The 15,444-nt window shown below is 72.1% G+C and carries 13 protein-coding genes and 3 tRNA genes; 8 read left to right on the top strand and 8 right to left on the bottom strand.

Going from position 1 to position 15,444, the window contains the following annotated elements; translation table 11 throughout:
* Positions 1–87: 87 nt before the first annotated feature.
* The 4 genes from AB0O29_RS05995 to AB0O29_RS05980 form a co-directional block, all read right to left on the bottom strand.
* Entirely contained in the window at positions 88–2,010 is a 1,923-nt protein-coding gene (locus AB0O29_RS05995) for an ABC transporter ATP-binding protein (protein ID WP_365146738.1), read from the bottom strand.
* Positions 2,007–3,740, bottom strand: a complete 1,734-nt coding sequence (locus AB0O29_RS05990) for an ABC transporter ATP-binding protein (protein ID WP_365146735.1) — start codon at positions 3,738–3,740, stop codon at positions 2,007–2,009. The genes AB0O29_RS05995 and AB0O29_RS05990 overlap by 4 nt, the downstream gene beginning before the upstream one ends.
* A gap of 187 nt (positions 3,741–3,927) precedes the next feature.
* Entirely contained in the window at positions 3,928–5,364 is a 1,437-nt protein-coding gene (locus AB0O29_RS05985; protein ID WP_365146732.1) for an FGGY family carbohydrate kinase, read from the bottom strand.
* Between the two features lie 40 nt (positions 5,365–5,404).
* On the bottom strand, positions 5,405–5,704 hold the full coding sequence (locus AB0O29_RS05980; protein ID WP_365146729.1) for a YtxH domain-containing protein: 300 nt from the start codon (positions 5,702–5,704) through the stop codon (positions 5,405–5,407).
* Between the two features lie 146 nt (positions 5,705–5,850).
* Between AB0O29_RS05980 and AB0O29_RS05975 the strand changes: the two genes are divergently transcribed.
* The 3 genes from AB0O29_RS05975 (at position 5,851) to AB0O29_RS05965 (ending at position 6,262) form a co-directional block, all read left to right on the top strand.
* Positions 5,851–5,923 (top strand) — tRNA-Asn (locus tag AB0O29_RS05975).
* Between the two features lie 5 nt (positions 5,924–5,928).
* Positions 5,929–6,001 (top strand) — tRNA-Asn (locus AB0O29_RS05970).
* Between the two features lie 184 nt (positions 6,002–6,185).
* Positions 6,186–6,262 (top strand) — tRNA-Ile (locus AB0O29_RS05965).
* A gap of 152 nt (positions 6,263–6,414) precedes the next feature.
* On the opposite strand, the gene AB0O29_RS05960 is transcribed toward AB0O29_RS05965, so the two are convergent.
* Positions 6,415–7,593: a glutamate--cysteine ligase gene (locus tag AB0O29_RS05960; protein WP_365146726.1), complete on the bottom strand. Its 1,179-nt coding sequence runs from the start codon at positions 7,591–7,593 to the stop codon at positions 6,415–6,417.
* Between the two features lie 289 nt (positions 7,594–7,882).
* Here AB0O29_RS05960 and AB0O29_RS05955 point away from each other — a divergent pair, with 289 nt between their 5' ends.
* The 3 genes from AB0O29_RS05955 to AB0O29_RS05945 all read left to right on the top strand — a co-directional run bounded on the left by AB0O29_RS05955 (position 7,883) and on the right by AB0O29_RS05945 (position 10,932).
* Complete coding sequence (locus AB0O29_RS05955; RefSeq protein ID WP_365146722.1) at positions 7,883–9,136, top strand: MFS transporter; 1,254 nt, start codon at positions 7,883–7,885, stop codon at positions 9,134–9,136.
* A gap of 149 nt (positions 9,137–9,285) precedes the next feature.
* Positions 9,286–10,371: an esterase-like activity of phytase family protein gene (locus tag AB0O29_RS05950; protein WP_365146719.1), complete on the top strand. Its 1,086-nt coding sequence runs from the start codon at positions 9,286–9,288 to the stop codon at positions 10,369–10,371.
* 132 nt (positions 10,372–10,503) lie between these two features.
* On the top strand, positions 10,504–10,932 hold the full coding sequence (locus AB0O29_RS05945) for a DUF4345 domain-containing protein (protein WP_365146716.1): 429 nt from the start codon (positions 10,504–10,506) through the stop codon (positions 10,930–10,932).
* 25 nt (positions 10,933–10,957) lie between these two features.
* Here the strand turns inward: AB0O29_RS05945 and AB0O29_RS05940 are convergent, their stop codons facing one another.
* The 3 genes from AB0O29_RS05940 to AB0O29_RS05930 form a co-directional block, all read right to left on the bottom strand.
* Positions 10,958–12,304: a carboxyl transferase domain-containing protein gene (locus AB0O29_RS05940; RefSeq protein WP_365146713.1), complete on the bottom strand. Its 1,347-nt coding sequence runs from the start codon at positions 12,302–12,304 to the stop codon at positions 10,958–10,960.
* Positions 12,305–12,995: 691 nt separating this feature from the next.
* Positions 12,996–13,574 (bottom strand): HD domain-containing protein, encoded by a 579-nt coding sequence (locus tag AB0O29_RS05935; protein ID WP_365146710.1) that lies wholly within the window; start codon positions 13,572–13,574, stop codon positions 12,996–12,998.
* Positions 13,575–13,587: 13 nt separating this feature from the next.
* Entirely contained in the window at positions 13,588–14,700 is a 1,113-nt protein-coding gene (locus AB0O29_RS05930) for a helix-turn-helix transcriptional regulator (protein WP_365146707.1), read from the bottom strand.
* A gap of 131 nt (positions 14,701–14,831) precedes the next feature.
* Between AB0O29_RS05930 and AB0O29_RS05925 the strand changes: the two genes are divergently transcribed.
* Positions 14,832–14,999: a hypothetical protein gene (locus AB0O29_RS05925; RefSeq protein WP_365146704.1), complete on the top strand. Its 168-nt coding sequence runs from the start codon at positions 14,832–14,834 to the stop codon at positions 14,997–14,999.
* A complete protein-coding gene (locus tag AB0O29_RS05920; RefSeq protein ID WP_365146701.1) occupies positions 14,992–15,249 on the top strand; it encodes a hypothetical protein in 258 nt (85 codons plus the stop codon). The genes AB0O29_RS05925 and AB0O29_RS05920 overlap by 8 nt, the downstream gene beginning before the upstream one ends.
* Positions 15,250–15,444: the final 195 nt, after the last annotated feature.

The raw sequence follows: 15,444 nt of genomic DNA, 5'->3' as shown, positions 1-15,444 counted from the left end.
GCCGACAAATCCCAAACAGGACAGCCGAAGCGTCAGTCAGTCGATGAGTCAGACCCACCGGCAACATCACCACGAACATCATCACTGTCAGTCGACCTCGGCCACCGCCTGCGCGAACTGCGCCGCGTACAGCCGCGCGTACGCGCCGCCGGCGGTCAGCAGCTCCGTGTGCGTGCCCTGCTCCACGATCGAGCCGTTCTCCATCACCAGGATCACGTCGGCGTCGCGGATCGTGGAGAGCCGGTGCGCGATCACGAAGGACGTACGGCCGTGCGCCAGGCGCGCCATCGCCTTCTGGATCAGCACCTCGGTACGGGTGTCCACCGAGCTCGTCGCCTCGTCGAGCACCAGGATCACCGGGTCCGACAGGAACGCCCGGGCGATGGTGATCAGCTGCTTCTCGCCCGCGCTGACGCCCGCGCCCTCGTCGTCGAGCACCGTGTCGTAGCCGTCGGGCAGCGTACGGACGAACCGGTCCGCGTGGGCCGCCCGCGCGGCCTCCTCGATCTCCGCGCGCGTGACCTCGCGCGCGGCGCCGTACGCGATGTTCTCCGCGATGGTCCCGCCGAACAGCCAGGTGTCCTGGAGGACCATGCCGATCCCCGACCGCAGCTCCTCGCGGGTCATCTTCGCGATGTCCACCCCGTCGAGGGCTATCTCGCCGCCGGTCACCTCGTAGAACCGCATCAGCAGGTTGACCAGCGTGGTCTTGCCCGCGCCCGTCGGGCCGACGATCGCGACCGTCTGCCCCGGCTCCACGCGCAGCGAGAGGTTCTCGATCAGCGGCTTGTCCGGCTCGTAGCGGAAGGCCACCTTGTCGAGGACGACCTGCCCGCGCAGCTCCTCCGGACGCTCCGGAACCTCGGCGTCCGGCTCCTGCTCGGGAGCGTCCATCAGCTCGTACACCCGCTCCGCCGACGCGACGCCGGACTGCACCAGGTTCGCCATCGAGGCCACCTGCGTCAGCGGCATCGAGAACTGGCGCGAGTACTGGATGAAGGCCTGCACGTCACCGATCGACAGGGTGCCCGAGGCCACCCGCAGACCGCCGACGACCGCCACCAGCACGTAGTTGATGTTCGAGATGAAGAACATCACCGGCTGCATGATCCCGCTGACCAGCTGCGCCTTGAACGAGGCCCGGTACAGCGCCTCGTTCTGCTCGGCGAAGACCTCCGCCGACTCCCTCTGCCGCCCGAAGACCTTCACCAGCGCGTGGCCGGAGTACATCTCCTCGATGTGGGCGTTCAGCGCGCCCGTGGTCTTCCACTGCGCCACGAACTGCGGCTGCGACCGCTTGCCGATCTTCGCCGCGACCACCATGGCCACCGGCACGGTCGCCAGCGCGACCAGCGCCAGCAGCGGGGAGATCCAGAACATCATCGCCAGCACGCCGACGATCGTCAGCAGCGAGTTCATCAGCTGCCCCAGCGTCTGCTGGAGCGTCTGCCCGATGTTGTCGATGTCGTTCGTCGCCCGGCTCAGCACCTCGCCGCGCTTCTGCTGGTCGAAGTACGACAGCGGCAGCCGCGACAGCTTCGCCTGGAGCTCCTCGCGCATCCGGAACACCGTGCCGTTCTGCACGAGGTTCGACAGCCGCGTCGCGACCAGCATCAGCAGGGCCGCCATGACGAACATCGCCAGCGCCCACAGCGCCACGACCCCGACGGCACCGAAGTCGATGCCCTCGCCCGGCGTGAAGTCGGTGCTCGCCAGCATGTCGGCCATGCCGCCGTGCCCCTGGGCGCGCAGCCCCTCCAGCGCCTGCTCCTTGGTGAGGCCCGCCGGCATCTCCCGGCCGACGATGCCCGCGAACACCAGGTCCGTGGCCTCGCCCAGGATCTTCGGCCCGACCACCGAACAGCCGACGCTGCCGACCACGGCCGCGACCATGCCCCACAGCTTCGCCTTGTCCCGCGCCAGCTGCCCCAGCAGCCGCTTGCCCGACCCCTTGAAGTCCAGGGACCTCTGGGGCGAGCCCGTCATCATCCGTCCTCCGGGCCCGCTCATGCGGCCTCCGCCTCCGTCAGCTGGGAGAGAACGATCTCCCGGTAGGTCTCGTTGCCGGCCATCAGCTCGTGGTGCCGGCCCTCGCCGACCACCTGGCCCTCGTCGAGGACGATGATCCGGTCGGCGTCGCGGATCGTGGAGACCCGCTGGGCGACGATGACCACCGTCGCCTCCTCCGTCTCACGGGCCAGCGCCGCGCGCAGCGCCGCGTCCGTCGCGTAGTCCAGCGCGGAGAAGGAGTCGTCGAACAGGTAGATCTCCGGGCGCTGCACCAGCGTGCGGGCGATCGCCAGACGCTGGCGCTGGCCGCCCGACACGTTCGTGCCGCCCTGGGTGATGGGCGCGTCGAGGCCGTGGTCCAGTGCGGAGACGAACTCCTTGGCCTGGGCCACCTCCAGGGCCCGCCACAGCTCCTCGTCCGTCGCGTCCGGGCGCCCGTAGCGCAGGTTGGAGGCGACGGTCCCGGAGAACAGGTACGGCTTCTGCGGGACCATGCCGACCGTCCTGGCCAGCAGCTCCGGGTCCAGCCGGCGCACGTCCTCACCGTCGACGAGGACCTCGCCGCCGGTCGCGTCGAACAGCCGCGGCACCAGGCCCAGCAGTGTGGACTTGCCGCTGCCGGTGGAGCCGATCACCGCCGTGGTCTCGCCGGGGCGGGCCACCAGGTCCACCCCGCGCAGCACCGGCACCTCGGCCCCCGGGTAGCGGAAGTCGGCGCCGCGCAGCTCCAGCCGCCCGCGCACCGACAGCGTGCGCACCGGGTCGGCCGGCGGGACCACGCTGGACTCGGTGTCCAGGACCTCTTGGATGCGCTCGGCGCAGACCTCGGCGCGCGGCACCATCATGAACATGAAGGTGGCCATCATCACGGCCATCACGATCTGCATCAGGTAGGCGAGGAAGGCCGTCAGCTGGCCGATCTCCATCTCCCGGCCGTCCACGCGCATCGCGCCGAACCAGATGACGGCCACGCTGGAGATGTTCACGACCATGATGACGACGGGGAACATCAGCGCGAGCAGCCGGCCCGACGCCAGCGAGACCCCGGTCAGCTCGGTGTTCGCCCCGCGGAAGCGCTCCTCCTCGTAACCGTCGCGGACGAAGGCGCGGATCACGCGGTTGCCGGTGATCTGCTCGCGCAGCACCCGGTTGACCACGTCGAGGCGCACCTGCATCCGGCGGAACAGCGGACGCGTCTTCCAGACGATGGCGCCGACCGACGCGCCCAGCACGGGGACGACGGCGAGCAGCACGCCCGACAGCTTCACGTCCAGGGAGAGCGCCATCGCGATGCCGCCGACGCACATGATCGGCGCCGAGACCATCAGCGTGAAGGTCAGCAGCGCCAGCATCTGCACCTGCTGGACGTCGTTGGTCGTCCGGGTGATCAGCGAGGGAGCGCCGAACTGGCCGAGCTCGCGGGCGGAGAAGCTCTGCACCCGGTCGAAGACGGCGGCCCGCAGGTCCCGGCCCAGCGCGGCGGCCGTCCGCGCACCGAAGTAGACGGCCCCGACGTTGCAGCTGAGCTGGACGAGCGAGACACCGAGCATCAGCGCGCCGAAGCGCAGGATGTAGCCCGTGTCACCGTTGACGACACCGTTGTCGATGATGTCGGCGTTGAGGGTGGGCAGGTAGAGGCTCGCACTGGTCTGCAGGAGCTGCAGCAACACCAGTGCGGCGATGGGTTTGCGGTGCGGACGCAGATACGTCCGCAGAAGTCGTATGAGCACGCGCAGGCTCCGGTAGGCAAGATCGAGGGGGTTCAGTCCATCTTGTGCCAAGCGGCGGCTTGATCCCTACCGCTTTTCGCAAAGCCGGGTCAAAAGGATGAGGTGGCCTCGTGCCAAGGTCCCCTTGCGGCCCGGATTCGCGGCCGCAAGGGGTTGCGCGGGGGGCGCGCGCCCCAGTCCGGGCGCCTCAGAAGGCGCCCGGGTGCAGCTGCTCCCGGGTGGTGACGTACTGCTGGCGCACCGCCTGCCAGGCCGCGAAATCCTCGCCCGGCTCGAAGACCTGCGCGGCCGGCGCCGGCCACACCGGAGGGGTGTGCGGGGCCATCGCGCCCTGCTGCACGCCGAGCGCCCACGCCGCCTGCCGGGCCGCGCCCAGCGCCGCGTAGTCCGCCGGGGCGGGCACGACGACCTGCGTCCCGAACAGCCCCGGGGCGGCGGCCTGTACGGCGGGCAGCTCGGCCGCCGCGCCCAGCAGGAACACCCGCCGGATCCCCACGCCCCGGTGCCGCAGCACGTCCAGGGCGTCCACCAGCCCGCACAGCATCCCCTCGACCGCGGCCCGCGCCAGGTGCTCCGGCTTCATCGAGTCCCGGCGCAGCCCCGAAAGGGTCCCGGCGGCGTTCGGCAGGTTCGGGGTGCGCTCCCCGTCCAGGTACGGCAGGAGCACGAGTCCGTGTGCACCCGGCGTCGACTTCAGCGCGAGCGCGCTCAGCCCCTCCAGGTCGGTGCCCAGCATGTCGGCGGTGCCGCGCAGGGTCCGTACGGCGTTGGAGGTGTTCACCACCGGCAGGTGCATGCCGCCGGCGTCGGCGAGGGAGGTGATCATCCCGTTCGGCTCGGCGACGACCTCGTGGTGCACGGCCATCACCGAACCGGTGGCCCCCAGCGAGACCACCGCGTCCCCCGGACCGAGACCCAGCCCGAGCACGGCGGCCGTGGTCTCCCCGGTCCCGGCGGAGATCAGCAGCCCCTCCGGGGTCATCCCGGCGGCCTCGCAGGGGCCGAGCACCTCGGGCAGCAGCGCCTGGTGCCCGAGCGCCAGCTCGACCAGGTCCGGGCGGTAGGAGCCGGTGGCAGCCGACCAGTACCCGGTCCCGGAGGCGTCGGCCCGGTCGGTGGTGCGGCGGGCGGGCCGGCCCAGCAACTGCCAGACGAGCCAGTCGTGCGGGGACATCAGCACCGCCACCCGGCGCGCGGCCTCGGGGTCGGTACGGGCCAGCCAGGCGAGCTTCACGATCGGCTGCGCGGGGTGCGGGACCGAGCCCACGGCCGCCGTCCAGGCGGACTTGCCGCCGAGCGCCTCGACCAGGTCCGCCGCGGCGACCTGCCCGCGCCGGTCGTTGCCGACCAGGGCGGGCCCGACCAGCCCGCCCTGTGCGTCCAGCGCCAGCAGGCCGCGCCGCGCGGAGACCCCGATGGCCTGGACGCCCTCCAGCAGCCCGCCGCCCGCGGCCTCGCCGAGGGAGAGCAGCCAGGCCTGCGCGTCGGTCTCGCCCGGCACCGGCTCACCCGCGGACGGCGGATGGGGCGCGTAGCCCTGGCGCAGCACGGCGCCCGTGTCCGTGTCACAGACGACTATGCGAGTGAAGGTGGAAGAGCTGTCCAGCCCGGCGACTATCCCCATGCGGAGAATTCTGCCCCACCGGGCGGCCCCACCAGCAGGGTCAGGTGTTGCTGGTTCCCCATTCGTCCTCGTACCCCTGCCCCCGCTCGCGCAGGCCGGGCACCCGCTTCGCCACGGAGGGCGGCAGCGCGTCGCCCACCTTGTCGCCGACGGCGGCGAACGCCTTGCCCGCGAACGCCCGCCCGTTCTGCCCCGCCGTCTCGGCGGCGTTGCGCACCACCGGGTTCTGCGCGAGGCGCCGCGCGGACTTCTTCATCACCTCGTAGCGCTCGCGTCCCGCGGCCGTTCCCACCACGTACCCGAGGGCCACTCCGGCGAGGAACGTGACCTTGTACCGCATGCCTGCCACCCTTCGTCGTGTCGGTGCCCGGCCGGCTTGCGATACCGATTGGCGGAGCACCCCCCTGCTTGCGCTAATCTATGACTCGCAACGGGCACTCGCCCCCCGGCAAGGCCGGAGGTGGGCTGTTCGTGGCACCGCAGCAATCCCCTGTAGCTCAATTGGCAGAGCAGCCGGCTGTTAACCGGCAGGTTACTGGTTCGAGTCCAGTCGGGGGAGCGCGGTCCCCTGTAGCTCAATTGGCAGAGCAGCCGGCTGTTAACCGGCAGGTTACTGGTTCGAGTCCAGTCGGGGGAGCAGGAAGGGAAGAGGACCCGGTCGGGTCCTCTTTCTTTTTGCCCCGGACCGGGAACCGGGCAGCGCTCAGCGCGGTCTCTCTGAACAAGCGAAGCCGATCTTGCGGGGCATCCGAAGCAGGAGATCGTATGAGCGGCTATGCTGCGGCAGACGGCGCGCACACATGTACGCGCCACGCCGTGAAGGGGCGGTAGCTCAGCCGGTTAGAGCAGCGGACTCATAATCCGTCGGCCGTGGGTTCGAGTCCCACCCGCCCCACCACGAGGCCCGATCCGCAGAAACGTTGCGGCGGGTGCGGTCGTACCCCGGTCCAGTCTTCTGGGCCGGGGCATTTTTTTGTCCCGGAACGCGCGAAGGGGCCGCGGGCGCGTGGGGCGGCGCCTGCGGCCCCGGGTTCCGGGCGGTGGCCGGGGTCAGAACTTCTCGGTCTCCTCCACCAGGTGGCGCAGTACGTCCGTCAGGTCCTGGCGGCGTGCGAAGGCCGCCCGCTGACGGGCCGCGCCCGAGCCGCCGCGCAGCAGGCCGCCCAGGGTGCGCGCCGCGTGGTCCAGGTCGCCCGCGGCGGCCAGGTCCGGGGCCACCAGGTCGAGCAGGGCCTCCGCCAGGTCGGCGGCGGGGAGCTCGGCGCCCGTGTACGGGTCCAGGCCGAAGCCCTCCAGGCCGTCGTGTGCCGCCCGCCACCGCGCGAGACGCAGGACCTCGTCCCGTACGGGCCGGTCGGGCCGCTGCTCCGCGATGTCCCGCAGCGCCGAGGAGACCAGGGCGCGGCCCAGCTCGGCCTGGAGCACGGCCGTGTCGATGTCCGGGGACATGTCGGGCGCCCGGATCTCGAGCGTCGGCCAGTTCCCGGAGGGGCGGAGGTCCCAGTAGACCATCTTGGTGTCCAGGGCGGCCCCGGAGCCGAGCAGGGTCTGCACCGAGCGCCGGAAGTGGGCCGTGGACGGGAAGTGCGGGGGCGGACCCGCCGAGGGCCAGCCCGACCAGGCCATCGCCCGCCAGCTGGAGTGGCCGGTGTCGCGGCCGCCCCAGAAGGGGGAGTTGGCCGCCAGCGCGATCAGCGTGGGCAGCCAGGGACGGACCCGGTTGGACACCGCGACCGCCGTGTCCACGTCGAGGGTGCCGATGTGGATGTGCCGGCCGCAGCTGACGAGGGTGTCGGTCAGCGCGCCGAACCGGCGGTGCTGCTCGCGCTGGCGCGGCTCGTCGTCGGTCAGGTGCAGCGGACCCTCGACGGCCACGACGGGCGAGGGGGCCGCCAGCAGCCGGCAGCCGTGCTCGCGGGCCGCCGCGGCGAGGGTCCGCCGCAAGGTGGCGAGCTCCTCGCGCAGGGTGATCGCCGAATCGGCGACCGGGGTGGAGATCTCCACCTGGTACCGGGTCCCCTCGGGGTGCAGCTGCGCGGGGAGTCCGGCCGCGGTGGCGAGGACGAGCGGCGCCGCCGGGACCACCCGTAAGGTGCGGTCGTCGACGAGCAGGAACTCCTCCTCGACCCCGACCGTGAGGGGGGTGGTGACACCGTTCGCGGTGCGCAGGCCGGGGCCCGCGGGGCCGGTGTCACTGGTGCTCGTGGTGCTGTTGCCAGGATCGATCACTACGCCTCCCTGGACATACGAGTCTTTCATCATGGGCCGAACAGGCGGCGCGGAGGCAAGGCCGATCCGGTCAAATGTCGGGTGATAATGGCGAGTTAGCGGCAAGAACGATCCCGTCCTGAAACACCCGGTCCGGATGGGTCGCGCGGTGCGCGTGTGCGGTCGGGGGTCGGGGGTCGGAGGTCGGCGGTCCGCCGGGCGTCGCGCCCCGTATTGCGGGCGCGTGAGGCCCGTGTGAACGCCCTCCGGACTCCAGGGCCGCCCTAGACGGGCCCGGTTACCATCCGATGTGACTGGTACAGCCTCCCCGCCCCGACCGAAGCGACGCATACTCGCCGACCTGACCCCCCTGCGCACCTCCGCCCACTACCGGCGCCTGTGGGTGGGCGGCACGATCTCCTGGATGGGCCAGGCCATGACGGCCCTGGCCATCTCGCTCCAGGTCTACGAGATCACCGGCTCCAGCTTCTCCGTCGGGCTGGTCGGCCTCTTCTCCCTCGTCCCGCTCGTCGCCTTCGGCCTGTACGGCGGCGCCATCGCCGACACCGTGGACCGGCGCAAGCTCGGCCTCTACAGCCAGATCGGGCTCACCGTCCTGTCGGCCGGCCTGGCCGCCGCGGCCCTGCTCGACTACCACCGGGTCTGGCTGCTCTACACCGTCGTCGCCCTCCAGGCCGTCTGCGGGGCGCTGAACGGGCCCGCCCGCTCGGCCATGATCCCCAAGCTGCTGCCGCCCGAACAGCTGCCCGCCGCGAACGCGCTGGGCTCCGTCACCATGACCTCCGGGACCATGCTGGGGCCGGTGCTGGGCGGGCTGATCGTCGGCTGGTGGGGCTACCAGGCGGCGTACCTGATCGACGTGGTGACCTTCGTCGCCGCCCTCTACGCCATGTGGCGGCTGCCCGCGATGCTGCCGGAGGGCCGCAAGGGGCGGGCCTCGGTGATGGACGGGCTGCGCTTCCTCGGGACCACGCCCAACATCCGGATGACCTTCTTCTCCGACATGGCCGCGATGATCTTCGCGCAGCCGAAGGCGCTGTTCCCGGCCATCGCCGTCCTCTGGTACGGCGGCGACGCCAGGACCGTCGGCCTGCTCGTCGCCGCCCCCGCCGTGGGTGCGCTGCTCGGCGGGCTGTTCTCCGGCTGGCAGGGGCGGATCCGGCGGCACGGGCTGGCGATCCTGCTGTCCGTCGCCGCGTGGGGCCTGGCCATCGCCGTGTTCGGGCTGACCCGCAACCTGTGGCTGGGGCTGTTCTTCCTCGCGCTGGCCGGATGCGCCGACACCGTCTCGATGGTGTTCCGCTCGACGATGATGCAGACCGCGACCCCGGACGGGATGCGGGGCCGGCTCCAGGGCGTGTTCATCGTGGTCGTCGCGGGCGGACCCCGGCTCGGGGACTTCCTGGCCGGCACCGTCGGCGACCTCGCCTCCCCGACCGTCGCCGTCACCGGCGGCGGCCTCGCGTGCGTGGTCGTGCTGGGGCTGCTGGCCGCACGGTGGCGGTCCTTCGCCCGGTACGACTCGCGGTCGCCGGAGGCGTAGCGGGAGGGCCTGGAGGCCCCTTGTGAACGGGAGTTGGCGGGTTCGTTGCCGGACCGCCTCCTCCCCTTCCCCTTTCTTTCTGTTCGGCATATGACGGTTCGCAAGCCCCTCGCCTGCTCCGTACCGGTCGAACCACCAGGAAGGCCCCCATGCCCCGCCTCCGTACGCTCGTTCCCGCCGCGACGGCCACCGCCGCCGTCTGCGCACTGCTCGCCCCGACGGCCCACGCCGCGCCGGCGCCCGCGCCTGCGCCCGGGGGCCGGGCCTGCTCCCCGTACATGTCCGTCGCCGGCTACTCCGACGCGCTGGACAAGGCCCAGCTCGACGGGAAGCTCGTCGGCGGGATCTCCGGGCTCGCCGTCGACCGGGACGGCTCGGTCGCGGCCGTCTCCGACAAGTCGGCGCTGTACCGGCTGAAGGTGGCGCCGGGCGACACCCCGTCCGCCACGGCCACCGCGCGGCTGCCGCTCACGGACGGCGCCGGGAAGGTCCTCGACTCGGAGGCGGTGGTCGTCGACCGCGACGGGACCTACCTGATCACCGACGAGACCGCCCCCGCCGTCCGCCGCTACGACCGCACCGGCCGCCTCCTCGCGACCCTCCCGCTCCCGCCGGCGTTCCGCATCGCCCCCGAGGGCCGGGCCGCGGTCAACCAGACCCTCGAATCGCTCACCCTCCTGCCCGGCGGCCACACCCTCGTCGCGGCCCTGGAGGGCCCGCTGGCCGGGGACGGCAAGGACGCGCGGGGGCGCACCCTCCAGCGGATCCAGACCTGGGAACGGGGCCGGAACGGGGAGTTCGCCCTCGGCCGCCAGTACGCGTACCCCGTCGACGAGGGCCACGGGATCGCCGAGCTCGCGGCGGTCCGGGACGGGCGGCTGATCGTCCTGGAACGGGGCTTCACCCGCGAGTTCAAGATCACCGCCCGGCTGTACGCGGCCGACCCGCTGGGCGCCAGTGACACCTCGAAGACGGAGACCCTGACCGAGGGCCGGGGGCTGCGCCCCGCCCGCAAGACCCCGATCGGCGACTTCGACACCTGCCCGACGCTGGGCGCCCCCTCGAAGCTCCCGCAGAACCACCCGCTCGTCGACAACATCGAGGGCATGACCGTCCTCGGCCACGACGGCGCGGGCCGCGTCCGGCTGCTGCTGGCCAGCGACGACAACGAACTCCCGCAGCAGATCACCCGGCTGTACCGGGTGGACGTACGGCTCCCGGCGCGGCGGCCGTAGGTCTGGTCCGCGGCCCGTCGCGCCTCGCGGCCTTCGGGGGCGGGGCCGGAAAGACCGGCGGGGCGGCGGGGCGGGGGTCTACCCTGGGGCCCTGGTTCGACCGGGTGCACGTCGACTGAGTGGGGTGGGGCCGTGGCCGCCAGGACGCTCCGGGTACTCGCGTGGGCGATGGGGCTCGCGTGCACGGCGATCGGGCTGTTCCACGTGGTCGCGGGCAACCTCGCGATTCCGGGCGAGGCCGACGCCGGCGCCACCGTGGACAGCCTCGGCCGGTTCCTCGGCGCCGTGTTCGCCGGCTACGGAACGGCCTGGCTGTGGGCCGCCCGCCAGGACCCGGTCCCGGCGCGCGTCGTGCGGTGGCTCGCGGCGGTGTTCCTGCTGGGCGCCGCGGGACGGCTGCTGTCCCTGGCCGTGCACGGGTGGCCGCAGTGGTTCCAGGTGGTGCTGACCGTGATCGAGCTGGTCCTCCCGCCCGTCTTCCTCTGGCTGGCGAACGCCGACGAACGGGCGTTCCGCGAGCGGTCGGGGCAGGGGGCGGGGGCCTCGCCGGGGGAGGGGTGAGCGGGGCGGGGTGCTGGGGGACGGCTTACGGTTTCGGGCCCACGATGCCCCGGGCCACGCCCAGGTCGACCAGGTCCTGGGGGCGGATGCGGAGTTGGTCCGCCGTCGCCGGGGCCTCCTCCGGCGGGCGCTTGAGGATGGCCGCCGCCAGTTCGGGGGCGATGACGGAGAAGTAGCTGTCCGGGGTCACCCAGGTGTTCCCGGGCGCCGCCAGGGCGAGCGCCCCGCCCGAGCCGCCCTCGCCGATCAGCAGGGTCGTCACCGGGACGGTGGCCGCCGCGACCGCCGCGAAGCAGTCCGCGATGGCCGGGCCGGCGCCCGCGTGCTCGGCGGCGGCGTCGTTGGCCGCGCCCGGGGTGTCGACCAGGGTGAGCACCGGCACGCCGAGCCGGTCCGCGAGCCGGATCACGCGTGCGGCCGTGCGGTAGCCCGCCGGACGGGTGGCGGTGCCGCACTGGGCGGCGTACGCGACCGCCCTGCCCTCCCGCAGCCCGAACCCGCACAGCATCCCCGGGTCGGCGGCCCCGGCCCGGTCCCCGCGCAGCGGCAGCCGCAGCTCGAAGTAGGCGTCCAGGTACGCCTCCGCGCGGGGCCGCTCGGGCCGCCGGGCCAGCCGGACGGCGTCCCAGCCGGTCAGCGGGGGCGTGACGCCGCCCAGCGCCGCCGGGGGCTCCACCGGGCCGGCGGCGCGGGGCGCGGCCAGCACCCGCAGCCACTCCCCGACCGTCGCCGGAAGCTCCGCCGGGGGGACGACGGCGTCGACGTGCCCGGCACCGTACTGCCCCTCGGCGGTGTAGGCCGCCGGATCGGCGTCGGCGGGCCGCACCCGGGACCCGGCGAAGCCGACCTGCGCCCCGGGCAGCGCCAGCACCACGTCGGCCCCCGCCCCGAGGGTGGCCCAACCGCCGCCGGTGGTGGGGTCGCGCAACACCGCGACCTGGGGGAGCCCGGCGGCCCGGGTCAGCACGCACTGGCGGGCCACGCGCTGGAGCTGCGCCAGCGCGAGCATCCCCTCCTGCATGCGGGACCCGCCGGTGGCGATCAGGGAGACCAGCGGCAGACGGCGTTCGCGGGCGTGCGCGTAAGCGGCCTCCAGCCGGTCACCGGTGCGCCGGCCGAGGCTGCCGCCGAGGAACCCGAACTCGAAGGAGACGACCACGGCTTCGCGGCCGCCGATCCGGGCGGCGCCGGTGACGACGGACTCCCGCTCCCCGGTCCGCGCGGCGGCCCGGGCCAGCGAGGCGTCGTACCCCGCCCAGCCGAGCGGCCCGTCGTCATCGGGATACTCCACCCGGGGCGCGGGCAACTCCTCGAAGCTCCCGGGGTCGGTCAGGGAGGCGATGGCGGCACGGGCCGAGAGACGGGTCGTCACACGGCCAGCGTAGGCGGTGGGGGCGGGGTACGGGGGCTCGTGGCGGGGGCCCGCCATCTCCGGCCGGGAGGCGCCGGGGGCGGGTCGGTGGCCGCCCACCCGCCTTCCTGTCTGCGGGCCGGCGGGGTGGGGGCGGGGTCCCGCCGGCGCGGCATCGGGCGGCTGGCCGGGGCCGGGAGGGGCGGGACTTGAGCGGGGCGGTCTCGGAGAGGGTTGGGGGTTTCCCGCCAGTCTCATCGTCCTTCCGCGTCGGGCCGCCCTGTCAAGGGCGCTCCCTTCGGTCGCGTCGCTACGCGATCGCCTTCGGCGACCCTTGACAGACCGACCCGCCACGAAATGCCGAAGACTGCCGGGAACCCCCCAAAGGAACGGGACGGATGTCAATTGGACATACGGCGGGATCAGCGACCAGCCGGGCAGACCGGGGGCCGGCAGACCCGGCATCCGGCCCCCAAGACCGGTAATCGGCATCCGATGCCGCCCCACGCATCAAATCGCTACGCGCTCCTCATTTCTCAGCGTCCGGCGGCCGTCTGGGGCCGCTACCCGCACGAAATGCCAATCGGAGCGGCATCCGGGGCCGGTGGGCGCAGCAGATCGCTACGCGCTGCCCTCGTTTAGGCGTCCGGCGGCCTTCGGGAGCTGGTACCCGTAGAAAATGACGGACAGAGAGTCCTGTGCGTCAGCAGGCTCAGGGCTGCTCGTTCATGGTTGCGCGGAGCCAGGCGAGGGTGTCCTGTTCGAGCAGTTCATCGGCGAGGCGTTGGGCGGTTTCGGTGGTGAGGCGGCTGCGGCTGTTGTCGATCCACCGCTGGGCGTTCGCGTAGCCCTGTGCCTTGTATTCGATGCCCTGCAGCATGCATTCCAGTTTGTCGGCGTCACGCGCGCAGATCGATTCGGCCGTCTCCTTGGCTTCGTACTCCGCCACCAGGTCCTGGATGGTGTCGGCGAGCAGGTCGGGCATGCCTGCCGTCTGGTCCGCCGTGACGGCGATGGGGTCGGCGGCCGTGGAGTACTTCTTGCCCAGGTGGTTCACATCTCCGGTGCGGGTCTCCTGGGTGTCGTGCCACACCGCGAGGAACGCCGCGCGGGCCGGGTCCGCCCCCTCCAGCTTGGCGATGACGGAAGCGATCAGTGCGGTACGCCAGGAGTGGTCCGCAACGCTCTCGGGGTTGTTCACACCGGCCATCCACCAGCCTGTACGGCGTGCGTTCTTGAGAGTGCCGGCCTCGTAGAGGAAGTGGGCAACCGCGGACAGGTCGTCAGCCACATCTGTCTCCTTCTCACGCCTCTGCGAGGCGGATCGCGTACCGAATGCCTTCGAGCTCGCGACGTGCGTCGGTCGAGGGCTCTGTGCCATCCAACAGCACGGGCAGTCGGGCACGCAGGTCTCGGCTGGCGGCGGAAGCGGTCCGCAGGAGGCTGGGCCGGGCGGCCAGGAGTGCCCACAGCGTGTGGACGTTCAGGTCGAAGAAGCCGTGCTGCGGAGTGAGCCCCTTCACCAGATGCTGAAACAGCTTGTGGCCCTGCCAGGACGTGGCGTCGGTCTCGACGATGAAATCGTCGGACAGTTGGGGGTGCGTGGCTTCGCCGATCCAGTACGCCCAGTAGTTGAGGTTGGCGGCCTCGCCCGCCTCGTCACCCTCGAGCCGGGCGGAAATGAAGTGCCGCATCCGGTCCCTGTCTCCCTGCCGCGCTGCGACGGCAGCCACGGAGCGGGCGCTGAGCCAACAAGTGAGCCAATCACCGGGCCCTTTCATCCCTTGCTGCTCCTGGAGCCACCCGATGGTGTCCGCTGCCTGGTCGTAGCCCGCGATGTACAGGGCCTGTCGCCTCAGCAGGAACTGATCAGCGCCACGGGCCTCCTCTGCCGTCCTGCGCACGTTCTGGAAGAACTGAATGCGCTCGCCCGCACTGAGTTCGGGCTTGCTCGGCACCGGCCCACGGCGGGGCCGAGGCGGCAGCACACGCATGGCGTCCGGAGCAGCGCCGTTCAACGGCCATGCCACGACTTCGACGAGGTCCCGCTGCATGACCCACGATCCGAGTGGGCTGGTGGCGGCCGAGGCCTTCCCGGCAAGAGAGCTGACGAGCACGACATCCGCTTCCATCGCCCTCTCCAAGGCAATGAGCAAGGCTGTCGAGGCCCCCATGCGCATGAGGCAGTGCCGGTGAACAAGCATCTGCCCGACGGAGAGGGACGTGAGCGGCCGTCTTCCGGATTCCCATCCCGCGATGGCGTCAGCCGAGATGCGAAAGGCCTCCGCCAAGCTGTCCTGGGTGTGTCCGAGCTGCTCCCGGATGACCCGGAAGACATACCCGGAGATCGTCCCGAGACGGTTGGACCGCCGACTTCCCGGACTGTCGGTCAGGGTGGAACGTCCATTGCCGACCACGGCACCTCTTTGCCTTCGGTTTCTTCGCCGAGTACCCGTACCGACGGTCACTTCGACCAAGTCGGCTGCGTACCTACGCTCATGTAGGCAGTGACAAACAGACCACTCAGCGTAGCGGTAAGGAGGTCGTCTTGGACGTGGCAGAGAACAGTCCGGCTGACGCGGAACGCGGTGACCGCCCGAGGGCTCGTGAGCCGAAGTCGCTCGGCGTTCCGGCACCCAGCCAGGCGCTTCTCGACCGCGCACGATCGGGCTGGCAACGCTTCATCGACTCCATCGAGGACCTCTCCGATGAATGAGCAGTACGGATACGTCCCCCACCGCCTCCTCCGGCGCCGTGTCCGCGACATCGCATCGGGCGTTGAGGGCGAACTGATGGCCGTCATCAACGAGAACGTCTCGAACTGCCTCACCTACGAGCGCTGGATGGAACTCGCCTACATCCGGGGCGCTTCCGGCCGCGAGTTCACCACCGCCGTCGCCAACGTCGTACCCGCCTACGACCAGCCCCCGACGACCGTTGGTCGCCGGGACCTGGGAAGCGCGTAGCGATCTGCCGCGCCTGCCGTGTCTCGGGAACCTTCCTGTCGTCCTGTGGTGCGGGTAGCGGCCCCAGACGGCCGCCGGACGCCGAAATGAGAGAAGCGCGTAGCGATCTGATGCGTGGGGCGGCGCCCGGGTCCGGCTTTGCCGGTCGGGGGGTCGGATGCCCGGTCTGCCGTGTCCCGACGACCCCGACTCGGC

It is taken from the genome of Streptomyces sp. NPDC089915 (assembly GCF_040684675.1).
GTDB lineage: Bacteria > Actinomycetota > Actinomycetes > Streptomycetales > Streptomycetaceae > Streptomyces.
Note: the sequence above shows the minus strand (reverse complement) of the source record. Positions and strands in the feature narration are given on the sequence as shown.

Coding starts and splice junctions, on each gene's coding strand:
- AB0O29_RS05980 (WP_365146729.1), bottom strand. CDS start 5,704: ATGCGGTACAAGGTCACGTTCCTCGCCGGAGTGGCCCTCGGGTACGTG.
- AB0O29_RS05985 (WP_365146732.1), bottom strand. CDS start 5,364: ATGGGGATAGTCGCCGGGCTGGACAGCTCTTCCACCTTCACTCGCATA.
- AB0O29_RS05920 (WP_365146701.1), top strand. CDS start 14,992: ATGAATGAGCAGTACGGATACGTCCCCCACCGCCTCCTCCGGCGCCGT.
- AB0O29_RS05995 (WP_365146738.1), bottom strand. CDS start 2,010: ATGAGCGGGCCCGGAGGACGGATGATGACGGGCTCGCCCCAGAGGTCC.
- AB0O29_RS05950 (WP_365146719.1), top strand. CDS start 9,286: ATGCCCCGCCTCCGTACGCTCGTTCCCGCCGCGACGGCCACCGCCGCC.